Genomic DNA, 12,444 nt, shown 5'->3' on the forward strand with positions numbered 1-12,444 from the left:
TGTATTGCTTTTTGCTCCCCTACTTTTGTGCCGCGATCAAGAATGAAAAAGAATAATTGATCTTACTTGTATAAGTAATGAATGTGTTGTTAATTAATGTTTAATCTTAAAATTATTGCTAATGGAAAAGCATGACTTTTTTCGTAAATGGCAAGTGCAAAAACTTTGTCGATTATTTTCTATTGCAATTTTATTGTTATTAGCAGTGCCTTTAAAAGGATATGGTGAAGAGATTCCCTCTTCACAGGGTGTACTGCAAAATACGGTAAAAGTGACTGGTACAGTCAAGGATGCAAATGGTGAGCCGATTATTGGTGCTAATGTTATGGTGGTAGGTACAGCTACCGGTGTTATTACCGATATTGATGGCAATTTTAGTCTGAATGTCCCTGTCAGGAGTAAGTTACAAATCAGTTTTATAGGTTATAAGGAACAAGTGGTTTCTGTTAAAAAGGGTATTAGTCTTAATATAGTATTAGAGGAAGATGCCCAAATGCTGGGCGAGGTTCAAGTTGTAGCTTACGGTGTGCAAAAGAAGGTGTCAGTAACAGGTGCCATTTCTTCAATGAAAGGAGATGAACTGTTAAAGACGCCGGCAGGTTCTATTTCTAACATTTTGTCCGGACAAGTAACAGGTGTGTCATCTGTTCAGTATTCAGGTGAGCCGGGTGCTGATGCGGCAGATATTTATGTGCGTGGTATTGCAACGTTTACGGGTTCGGCCTCTCCGCTGATTCAAGTGGATGGAGTGGAGCGCGATATGTCGCAGATTGACCCTAATGAAGTCGAGAGTATTACAGTGTTGAAGGATGCTTCGGCTACGGCGGTTTTCGGTGTGCGTGGTGCCAATGGTGTAATTTTGATTACTACGAAGCGTGGTGCGGAGGGAAAAGCTAAAATCTCTTTTTCTACTTCTGCCGGTGTGAATGTGCGGACTAAGGAATTGGAGTTTGCCAATTCTTATCAATATGCTGACTATGTAAATATGTGGCAAACGAATGATGGAGGTTCTCCCATATACTCAGAGGAACAACTTGCTACATTCCGTGATCATACGAATCCGATACTTTACCCTGATATTAATTGGATTGATTATTGTATGAATAAGGCTGCGCTCCAATCGCAACATAACGTGAATATATCAGGTGGTACTAGCAATATGCGTTATTTCGTGTCAGCCGGTTTCTTTAATCAGAAAGGTATGTTTAAGCAATTGGGTGCTACTAATGATTTTAATTTCAATTATGACCGCTATAACTATCGTGCCAATCTTGACTTTGATGTAACTAAGACAACACTGTTGTCCGTCAATATCGGTGGACGTATTGAAACGAAGCGTACTCCGGAATCTGATGAAGATCAGAATCAGCTGTTCCGTAAGCTTTATTGGGCGGTACCCTTTGCCGGTGCCGGTATTATAAATGGAAAACGTGTGATAACTAATCCGGATATTGTACCTAAACCGGGAACAGATGGTTTGGCATCTTATTATGGTAAAGGATTCAGAACTAGAACAACCAATGTGCTGAATGTTGATTTAGCTTTGAATCAGAAATTGGATTTTATAACGAAAGGACTTTCATTGAAATTGAAAGGCGCTTATAATTCATCTTATTCAAATACAAAGAAAGGTAGCTCTTCGGCTGCATATTATGTGCCTCTTGTTGATGATGATGGGGCTATTACTTACCGTAAGGAAGGATCGGATACTCAGATGAGTTACAGTGACGGAGATTTTGGAAAAGCACGTGACTGGTATATGGAGCTGGCTTTGAACTATAACCGTAAATTTGGTGATCACAACGTGTCAGCCCTTGCACTTTATAACCAATCGAAGAGATATTATCCTGGTGGAACTTATACTTATATCCCCTCTGGATATGTCGGTTTGGTAGGTCGTGTAACTTATGATTGGAAGACGCGCTATATGGCCGAGTTCAATGTAGGTTATAATGGATCTGAGAACTTTAAAAAAGAGAACCGTTATGGATTCTTTCCTGCCGGTTCTTTAGGTTGGGTTATTAGCGAGGAGCCGTTTTTTGCTCCTTTGAAAAAGACTATAGGCTATTTGAAATTACGTGGTTCCGTAGGTCTTGTGGGTAATGATAAGAATGGTTCTGACCGTTTCATATATTTGCCGGGTAAATATAGTTACGGTGGTAACGATGGGTATTTCTTTGGTCAGAATGTAAATAATAAGGTACCGGGCGCTTATGAAGCCAGTCAGTCTAATCCGAATTCAAAATGGGAAACTTCTTTGAAGCAAAATTATGGTATCGATTTTAATGTGCTGAATGATCGTTTAAGTTTCTCTGTTGACTATTTTATTGAAAAACGTAAGGACATTCTTTCCAGACCGGATTATTTGCCAAGTATTTTAGGTATGGTGCTTCCATTGGTTAATGTAGGTGAAGTGGAGAATAAAGGTTATGAGCTGCAAGTGAAATGGAATGATCAACTGAATGATCAATTCCGCTATTGGGCTACATTCAATATGTCGTATGCAAAAAACAAGATTATATATAAGAATGAAGTGAAGAAGAACGAACCTTGGATGTATGAGACTGGACGACGTATTGGTGCTCGCTCAATGTATAAGTTCTGGGGATTTTACGACGAGACTGCCGATGCGCGTTATCAGGAAGAATTTGGCCAGCCCATTGCTAACCATGGTATAACGCTATTGCCGGGAGATGCAGTCTATGTCGATTTGAATAATGATGGCAAACTGGATGGCAATGATGCAACCCGTGATCTTGGTTACACCGATGTTCCGGAATATACGGCCGGACTTAGTGCCGGGTTTTCTTGGGGAAAATTTGATTTCTCCATGCAATGGACCGGTGCGTGGAATGTGGATCGTATGTTGAGTGAGTTCAGACAGCCCTTAGGTGATACTCAGAATAAAGGTCTGCTACTCTATCAATATGAAAATACTTGGCGCTCTTCTGAGGATACTTTTACGGCAAAATTTCCCCGTATAACAAAGTCGCATTCTGATAATAATTACAGAGGATCTGATCTGTATCTGATGAATGCAAGTTATTTGCGTTTGAAGAATGTGGAGATTGGTTATAATTTCGATTTCCCTTTCATGAAGAAATTGAAATTGACGAATTGCAGGATGTATGTGAATGGATATAACTTGCTTACTTTTACCGGATTTAAGTGGGGAGATCCAGAATCTCGTCAGAGCGACCGTCCTAATTATCCTTTGACTCGTGTGTTTAATATTGGTTTGAAAGTAGGATTTTAATCCTTTTCATTTATAACTAAGAAATTAAGAATATGAAAAAACTGACTAAATGGTTTATAGCAACATTTGCGGGAATGTCAATTCTCTTCTCGTCATGTGTTGATCAGATAAAGTTTGGTGATAGCTTTTTGGAAAAGGCTCCTGATACAGGTGATATGAATCAGGATACTATTTTTGGAAAAGCTGATTATGCGCGTGCATTCCTGTGGAAAACATATAGTAAATTATATTATGGACTTGCTACGAACTGGAATGATGTGGACGGTAAGATGAATACAGGTATGTTTGAAACATTGTCTGATTGTTGGCACAGTCACAATTCTTGGGATGGTGTGAATCGTAAATATTATTCGGGCGGATATAAAGCCAGTGATGAAGATGATACAAGTGAGACCCGGTTCAATTATAAGAAAGAGAACTGTTGGGAAGCAATTCGGGCTGCGTGGATGTTTGTCGAAAATGTGGGGCGCGTACCTGATATGGATGATGCCGAAAAAGTCCGTTTAGCTGCTGAAGCGAAAGTGATTGTGGCATCTCGTTACTTTGATTTGTTCCGTCATTATGGTGGCTTGCCACTTGTGGAGAAAACTTATGGAGTAGAAGCTGTTTATGAAATACCACGTGCTACTGCTGAAGAAACTGTGAACTTTATGGTGAGGTTGCTGGATGAAGCTTCCGGTGTGTTGCCATGGGATTTGGGTGCTGATGATACAAATTGGCAAGGACGTTTTACGAAAGCGGCTGCCATGGGGTTGAAGTGTAAAATATTGTTGTTTGCTGCCAGCCCATTGTTTAATGATAACGAACCTTATTGTAATGAAAATCCGCAGATTGCTATTGATAATAAGCAAGCATGGTTTGGTGGTTATAATGCAGAGTGGTGGAATCGTTGTTGGACAGCTTGTGATGATTTCTTTAAGGAATTGAATAAGAGTGGTTTCTATTCATTGATACAGCCGGAATCTGCAACTCCTGCTGCATATCGTTCAGCTTTTAATAAAGCTTATTTCATTCGCGAGACGAATACGGAATTGCTTATCTCTACGCGTATCATCGGCAAGTACAACTGGGATTGGTGGTATTATTGGGGTGAATGGGTGACGTTTGGCGGATATACTCCGACGTTGGAATATATGCAGATGTTCCCTATGAATGATGGAAAGCCTTTCACTGATGATTATTTGAAAGAAGGTGCGCAACCTTTCTTCTATAATAATGATTATAACCAACCGAATCGCGACCCTCGTCTTTATGAAACTATGTTGGTAAATGGTGCTCGCTATGGTGACCATGCAGCGGAGATGTGGGTTGGAGGACGTGAAAATATTAGCGACTCGCGTCTTGAAACAGGTCAGGGGGCTACAGGTTTCCGTTGTTATAAGTTTTTCAAGGAAGGTAAAGGAAGTTTGGCTGGAAATTATTTGGAATGGCCTTATTTGCGTTTGGCGGAAATTTATTTGATATATGCTGAAGCTTGTCTGCAAGCAAAGGGAGATTTTTCCGCTGCTATTGCTAATGTAAATAAGGTACGGGCTCGTGTAGGATTGGGTGATTTGAACGCTTGTAATCCGAGTAAGAACCTGATGACCAATAAAGAAGCTCTACTTGAAGAGATTCTTCGTGAAAGAGCTTGTGAACTTGGATTGGAAGATGTACGCTTCTTCGATATGATCCGTTATAAACGTGATGATTTGTTCAAGAAGCCTTTGCATGGTCTACGTATTTACCGTAACGATGGTGGAGGCGACAAGCCTTGGAGTGGAACGGACGGGAATGCCGGTGAATTCCCTGATAAACCGTCGAATTTCAAATATGAAGTCTTTGCTTTGGAGAATATTGCACGTTCTTGGTGGAACAATTTCAGTCCGAAGTGGTATTTGGCTGCTTTCCCACCATCAGAAGTAAATAAAGAATATGGGTTGACGCAAAATCCGGGTTGGAATTAATTGCTGTAGGAAACATTCAATTAATAAAGAAAGAATAATATGAAAAAATATAAGATAATAGCTTTGGCAATGTTGGCTTGTGCAGGCATGAAGGGCTTTGCTCAAGATGGCAATGTGATAGGCAAGGTGGTTGACAAGGCAGGTAATCCTGTAGAAGGGGCACTGGTATTTGTTGAAAGCAATCCGCAAGTGCAGGTCGCTACCGATAGAAATGGACGCTTTGAAATAGCTGCTGAAAAAGGTAAAAAAATAAAAGTCTTAACTTGGAATGATGCTACTAAGTTAGCTGCTGTTACGGAAAATAAGATAATGACTATTGTCATGGACTTCTCCACAGAAAATGTAGAGTATGGCTTGGGGTTAAAGCAGAATCGGGCAGAGTCTACGGGAGCTGTATCTACAGTATATGCGGAAGAAATAAACAATCGTTCGGCTATGAATGTCGGTAATACTCTTTATGGCAACGTGACTGGCTTGACAACGATGCAAAAAACCGCTAATATATGGGAGCAAATACCTTCTATGACGATTCGTGGACTACAGACTTTGAATAACAACAATGGCGTCCTTTTGCTGGTGGATGGTTTGGAGCGTGACAACAATTGGAATGCACTGAATTATATTACTCCGGAGGAGGTTGAGTCTGTTTCTGTGTTACGTGATGCCGCAGCTGTAGCTCTTTATGGATATAGAGGTATCAATGGTGTGGTTAATATTGTCACGAAACGTGGTAAGTATCGTACACGCGAGATCAATTTTTCTTATGATCATTCTTTCAATACGCAGACGCGTATTCCGGAAATGGCTGATGCCTATGCTTATGCAAGTGCTGTGAACGAAGCTTTAGGTAATGATGGCAGAGCTCCCCGTTACTCACAAAATGAACTGAACGCTTTTCAAAGCGGCAAATATCCGTATCTTTATCCTAATGTAAATTGGGCAGAGGAAGTATTTCGCGACCGTGGAGCATCAGACATTGCGACATTGACTTTCCGTGGAGGTTCTACTAAGATGCGTTACTTCACTATGATGAACTTGCAGAACGATAAAGGCTTTATTAAAAATGCCAATGCCAATGAGGGGTATTCCACTCAAAATAAATATTCAAAGGCAAACTTCCGTTCTAACCTTGATATTGATTTAAGCCCTAAGACTCGTATGCAAGCTAATATCATGGGAGTTTTGAATGAATTTAGCCGTCCGGCTTCAGCTGGTGAGAACCTGATAGGTAAAATTTTCACTGTTCCTTCGGCAGCATTCCCTATACGGACAGAAAAAGGTCTGTGGGGTGGTAATTCTACTTGGGACGGTGGCATGAATCCGGTTTACTTGGCTCAAGGACGTGGATATACCAAAGGACATACACGTGCTTTATATGCTGATATGGCTTTGCAGCAGGATTTATCCTCTGTAACCAAGGGCTTGGGCGCATCCGTTCGTATTGGATATGATAACATTGCTTCCTATTGGGAGGATTACAGGCAAAGTGCCAAATATGGTATGCAGTCCGTAACTAAATGGGAGAATGGCAAACCGGTAGAGTTCAATGACTTTGAGGGAGGAACTGTAGGAAGCGTGACCGGTGATAATGCCAAACTTGACTGGCAACACCGTTCGTTCAATTTTCAGATGAATGTGGACTGGGCACGTCAGTTTGGAAAGCATGATCTTTACTCTATGTTACTCTATACTTATAAGTTCGATAACAAGAATGGAGTAAATACCACTTTGTATACACAGAATGTTGCTTGGTATACACATTATGGTTATAACAATAAATACTTTGCTGATTTCACATTGACTACTTCCGCTTCGAATAGATTGGATCCTGATAGTCGTTGGGGAGTGGCGCCTACTGTTGGATTGGCGTGGGTTATTTCGAATGAAGGCTTCATGAAGAATCAGAGTTTTATTGATTTTATGAAGCTGCGTGGATCATTTGGTATTATCCATACTGATAATATACCGTCTAATGGATATTGGAATACGGTTGTGGGCGGTGCTAACGGTTATCCGATACAAGATAATTTTAATGGTGACGGTGGATGGGCAGAAGGACGTTTACCATCTTTAAACGGAACCACGGAAAAAGCTTATAAATATAATCTTGGTTTGGATATATCCATGTTGAAAGGGCTTACCCTGACGGTAGACGGCTTTTATGAAAGACGTTCAGATATTTGGGTAAGTGCTGCCGGACAGAACTCGGCTGTATTAGGAGTGGGTAGTTCGTATCTAAATGCAGGTGTAGTTGATAGCCATGGGGTTGAGTTCGGTTTGGATTATACTAAGAAAATTGGTGATTTCCAACTTAGTGCCGGTGGTACATTCTCGTATAACCGTAGCAAAATAAAGGAGATGCTGGAAGAACCCCGTGCATACGACTATTTGTATCAGACGGGCAAGCCGGTAGGACAAGTGTGGGGATTACAGGCTATTGGCTATTTTGTTGATGATGCTGATATTGCCAATAGTATTCCACAACAGTTTGGACCGGTGAAGCCGGGTGATATCAAATATAAAGATATCAACGGTGATAACGTGATTAATGAAAATGATATGATTCCTATGGGGTATAACTATAATTGCCCGGAAATCTATTATGGATTTAATATTGGACTGGAGTGGAAAGGATTGGGCTTTAATGCATATTTCCAAGGCGTGGGCAACTACACGGCACAACTTTCTTCTTCCTTATATATGCCGTTGATTAACAATACTAGCATATCGAAGTATGTATACGACAATCATTGGACGCCAGAGAATCCTTCGGCTCGTTTTCCGCGGTTGAGTACTGAAGTGGTGGATAACAATACACAATATGCCAGTTCTGTATGGTTGGCTGACCGTTCGTTCTTGAAATTGCGCAATTGTGAAGTTTATTACAAACTCCCGGCTGCTTGGTTAAGCAAAATCAAAATGAAACAGGCTAAAGTATATGTGCGGGGTGTTGACTTGTTTAGCATTGACAGCATTGACTTGACAGATCCTGAAGCAATGGGGGATAATAAGTGGCCGGCAACTCGTTCAGTACATATCGGTCTGTCCTTAGGACTTTAAACTATGTTTTGGAATCTTGAACTTATTAACTGTAATGAATATGAAATTAAGAAATATATATATCGGCATTATTTGTGCAGTCTCCCTGTCGGCATGTAACGACAAGATGGATTATCATGAATATACCAATTATGACAATACGCATGTTTTTTCTGATTTTGGGCGTACGGCAGGATTTGTGAATAATATCTATTCCTATCTTGATTACGATCTTCCAAGTATAAATTCATTGGCTTCTGCTTGCGATGAGGCCGAGATGGCGGTTACCTGGTCTTCTGTATTGGATTATACCAATGGTAACTGGACGGCAATGAACCCTAAATCTCAATGGGGAATTTATTCCGGCATCCGTGCAGTAAATTATTTTCTGAAGGAAGCTAAAGATCTGGACTTTTATGATTTGCGTTTCACTCAAGATTATCAGGCACAAATGACTCGTTTCAACCGTTATCAGTATGAAGTTCGCCTGCTGCGTGCTTATTTCTATTTCCGCTTGGTTCGTGCTTATGGTGATGTGCCTTTTACTACGGAGATATTAACTGAGGCTGAGGCTAATTCTATCAAACGTACGTCAGCTTCTGAGATATTTGACTTTATAATAAGCGAATGTGATGCTGTGGCATCTGAGCTTCCGGTATCTTATAAAAATCTTGAAGGAGATGCGGCTAGTGGAGATAATCCTGAAACTGGACGTGTAAACCGTGGTACTGCTTTGGCTTTAAAAGCGCGTGCCGCACTCTATCGGGCCAGTAAACTTTTTAATGAAAGTGGAGACAAGGAGTTATGGAGACAAGCCGCATTGTTCAGTCAGGATGTTATTGACTATTGTATGGAGAATGGTATAGTCCTGGGTAAATATACAGATCTTTGGGGCACTAATAATTATCAGGCTGCTGAGGTGATTTTTGCTCGTCGTGTGGGGGATACAAGTTCACCGGAATATGATAACTTTCCTATTGGTATGGAGAATGCCAATTCAGGGAACTGTCCAACGCAAACCTTGGTTGATGCTTATGAAATGAAGAATGGTGGAGAGCCTGATCCTGCGAATCCCTATGAGGGAAGAGACCCGCGCTTCAAAATGACTATTGCTTGTAATGGCGACAAATGGCCTGATTCCAATCCTAATCCGTTGGAAACTTATATAGGTGGAAGAAACGGTGCACCGATTTCGTATGCCACACCGACAGGATATTATTTGAAAAAATACTTGGATGGCAGCATTGATATTAGTGCAGGTTCTGGTACAGGTGGTAAACGCCATAGTTGGATAACTTTCCGTTTGGGAGAATTTTACCTGAATTATGCAGAAGCCGTTTTTCAATATTTAGGTTCGGCTGAAATGGCAACCGATGAATTCTTCTTAACAGCGCGTGATGCGGTAAATAAGATACGTACTCGTACAGGTGTTAACATGCCTGTGTTGCCCAAAGGTATCAGTGGAGATGAATTTTGGAAACGTTACAAGCGTGAACGTATGGTAGAACTGGCATTTGAAGGACATCGTTTCTGGGATATCCGTCGTTGGAAAGAAGGAGGAGTAACTTCTATTGCCAGAATGGAAATAACGAAGTTGGGTGATGACTCATTCGCATACAAGAAGACAACGAAGCCGTTGACTTGGGATGATAGGATGTATTTCTACCCGATACCGGATTCTGAGATCCGGAAGAATAAGAACCTGACGCAGAATCCGGGTTGGGAGATAAAATAGAATGTTGAATTTATATACTTTAAGAATATGAAATTTAATTTGAAATATATCATTGTCGTTTCTGCACTTATTGGTATGGCTGGTTGTGATGACAAGATTGAGCCGTTTGAAATAATGGGTTCTACAGCTGCACCTGCTGCAATCAGTGCTTCTGCAGTTCAGTCCGAAGCATTACCGGGAGAGATAAAGCTGACGTGGACAGCTCCTGAAGAAGACTTTGCTTATATGCAGATCAGGTATAATGATCCGCTACAGAAAAAAGATATATGTAAACTGGTGTCGAAAAATACGACTGAGTTGTTGGTTGAGAATACACGTGCCCGCTTTGGTGACTATTCTTTCTTTTTTCAGACTTTTAATGTTGCTAATCAAGGTAGTGCAGTGACGGAAGTGAAAGCTAAGTCGGGAGCAGCTCCGGCTACGATGACAGAGAAGTCGCGTAAGGAAGTAAAGTTGACCAAGGAACAATTGCTTTGTAATTACCCGGATGCAAGTGAGGGGCAATATGCCCATTTGGTTGATGGAAACCCGGAGACTTTCTTTCATTCAAATTGGCATAGTCCTCAAAGCCCATTGCCTCATTATATACAGATCGCTTTTGAGGAAGAACATGAGAATTTTGCTTTTGGATATTGGACCCGTAATACGTCTAATACAGACGGTTATCCTACAGCGGCAGAGTTTCAGATCAGTAATGATGGAGAAAATTGGGAAACAGTGACAGTCTTAAGTGGATTGCCGGCAACAAAAGCTACCAGATATTCTTCTGATTATGTGATAGCCGGGAAAAAATTTAAATATTTCCGATTTAATGTTATCTCAAGTTCTTTGAATAAGAATTATTTTCATATAGGGGAGATTTATTTCTATGATGTAGAAGTAGAAGTATATGATCCGGAGACAGTACCTTTAGATTAACTTAATTGATATACAATGATGAAAAATAATATAAAATGGTTGGCAGCCGTTTACATGGCTATTTTCACAATCGGTTTTTATAGTTGTGATGATGGATATGATCTTACCTACAAAGGAGGCCTTGGACTTAATCTGTTAGAACTGAAGCAGGCAAGTGAACTATGGAATGGTAGAGAGTGTAATTTATTCACAGAACTAAGTAAATCAAATAAAGAGGCTGATAACTTTTCATACAAGTTAAATATTGCACTCTATCAGAATAGGAATGCAGATAAGAATGCTACTGTGAATCTGATAGTCAATAAAGATTCGTTGTCGAAAGTTATAGCTAAAGCCAAGGCGGGAGAAGATGGAGCTTATGAAAAGTATAAAGAAGCGGAGCTGTTGCCTGAAGAGTTTTATCTATTGCCATCGGATAAATTGGAATTGTTGGCTGGCACTAAGCTATCTGATGATTTGGAATTATTAGTTTATTCGGAAAAAATGATATCTTTGGTACAAAAAGAAGAACGGAATATGACTTTTGTGTTGCCTTTGAAAATTGTAGATTCTTCTTCGTATACAATCAATGATAAGGTTAACAGCTTGATGCTTTTCTTTCAAGTGAAGTATGTGGCACCGGAAACAGGTCCTGAGTATTTGCCTGATCCGAATCCGGCTCCTGAAGAGTTATCTGATAATTTGAAACTCGTTTGGAATGAGGAGTTCAATTATGAGGGTGTTCCTAATCCAGATGTATGGCGTTTTGAGGAAGGTTTCCAACGTAACCAGGAGTTACAGTGGTATTCGGATAAGAATGGGGTATGCGATGGAGAGGTTCTTGTTATAACAGGAAAGCGTGAACGGGTAGATAATCCTAATTACCAGGCGGGCAGCAGTGATTGGAAGACGAACCGTGAGTATGCCGAGTATACTTCAAGTAGCATTGTTACGAAAGAATATAGATTTAGAAAAGGCACGATGCTTGTTAGGGCTAAGATACCGACAGAATCAGGTGCATGGCCTGCTATTTGGACTACTGGTGGCAGTAAGGATAGCTGGTGTTGGGAATGGCCTTTGGGTGGCGAAATAGATATTCTGGAATACTATTTTGTAAATGGGGTACAAAGTCTTCATGCAAATGCTTGTTGGGGAAGTGATACTCGTTGGAGTGCTAAATGGGATTCCTATAATCGGCCTTTAAGTGATTTTACAAAGAAGGATGCTAACTGGGCTGAGAAGTATCATATTTGGCGTATGGACTGGGATGATAATTACATCAAACTTTATTTGGATGACGAATTGATGAATGAGATAGATTTGAGCAAGACAAATAATGGTAGTGGTGGACTGAATGATTGGTGGAGAGGTTCGTGGAGGAATCCGTTCAAGGATGCCGGTAATGACGGTGAAGGTTTCGGACAGCAGATTTTCTTGAACCTTGCTTTGGGTGGAAATGGCGGTACGCCGGCAATCTCTAAATTCCCGTTGGAGTATAAAGTTGATTATGTACGGGTTTATCAGAATAAGTAGATAAATTAAATCAATTATATCCCGTATTGTCTGAGGTC

6 protein-coding genes are annotated in these 12,444 nt (G+C 40.6%); all 6 read left to right on the forward strand.

Features of this window, described 5'->3' with window-relative positions:
• Nucleotides 1–121 precede the first annotated feature (121 nt).
• From DW182_RS18725 to DW182_RS18750, 6 genes are read left to right on the forward strand one after another with little or no spacing between them, the layout of a single operon-like run.
• On the forward strand, nucleotides 122–3,256 hold the full coding sequence (locus tag DW182_RS18725; RefSeq protein WP_118216543.1) for a TonB-dependent receptor: 3,135 nt from the start codon (nucleotides 122–124) through the stop codon (nucleotides 3,254–3,256).
• A gap of 32 nt (nucleotides 3,257–3,288) precedes the next feature.
• Nucleotides 3,289–5,202, forward strand: coding sequence for a RagB/SusD family nutrient uptake outer membrane protein (locus DW182_RS18730; RefSeq protein ID WP_082074120.1), 1,914 nt, complete (start codon nucleotides 3,289–3,291; stop codon nucleotides 5,200–5,202).
• A gap of 39 nt (nucleotides 5,203–5,241) precedes the next feature.
• A complete protein-coding gene (locus tag DW182_RS18735) occupies nucleotides 5,242–8,262 on the forward strand; it encodes a SusC/RagA family TonB-linked outer membrane protein (RefSeq protein WP_044532555.1) in 3,021 nt (1,006 codons plus the stop codon).
• Between the two features lie 40 nt (nucleotides 8,263–8,302).
• On the forward strand, nucleotides 8,303–9,976 hold the full coding sequence (locus DW182_RS18740; protein WP_118216609.1) for a RagB/SusD family nutrient uptake outer membrane protein: 1,674 nt from the start codon (nucleotides 8,303–8,305) through the stop codon (nucleotides 9,974–9,976).
• A 27-nt stretch (nucleotides 9,977–10,003) separates the two neighbouring features.
• A complete protein-coding gene (locus DW182_RS18745) occupies nucleotides 10,004–10,894 on the forward strand; it encodes a discoidin domain-containing protein (RefSeq protein ID WP_118216544.1) in 891 nt (296 codons plus the stop codon).
• A 15-nt stretch (nucleotides 10,895–10,909) separates the two neighbouring features.
• The gene (locus DW182_RS18750) at nucleotides 10,910–12,406 is read left to right on the forward strand and encodes a family 16 glycosylhydrolase (protein ID WP_118216545.1); all 1,497 of its coding nucleotides are present in this window, start codon (nucleotides 10,910–10,912) and stop codon (nucleotides 12,404–12,406) included.
• The last annotated feature ends 38 nt before the right edge of the window (nucleotides 12,407–12,444 follow it).

It is taken from the genome of Bacteroides sp. AM16-24 (assembly GCF_003471885.1).
Taxonomy (GTDB): domain Bacteria; phylum Bacteroidota; class Bacteroidia; order Bacteroidales; family Bacteroidaceae; genus Bacteroides.

Bases quoted from the DNA above. Each gene is read 5' to 3' on its own strand.
- DW182_RS18725 (WP_118216543.1), top strand. From the start codon at position 122: ATGGAAAAGCATGACTTTTTTCGTAAATGGCAAGTGCAAAAACTTTGT.
- DW182_RS18745 (WP_118216544.1), top strand. From the start codon at position 10,004: ATGAAATTTAATTTGAAATATATCATTGTCGTTTCTGCACTTATTGGT.
- DW182_RS18740 (WP_118216609.1), top strand. From the start codon at position 8,303: ATGAAATTAAGAAATATATATATCGGCATTATTTGTGCAGTCTCCCTG.
- DW182_RS18730 (WP_082074120.1), top strand. From the start codon at position 3,289: ATGAAAAAACTGACTAAATGGTTTATAGCAACATTTGCGGGAATGTCA.
- DW182_RS18750 (WP_118216545.1), top strand. From the start codon at position 10,910: ATGATGAAAAATAATATAAAATGGTTGGCAGCCGTTTACATGGCTATT.
- DW182_RS18735 (WP_044532555.1), top strand. From the start codon at position 5,242: ATGAAAAAATATAAGATAATAGCTTTGGCAATGTTGGCTTGTGCAGGC.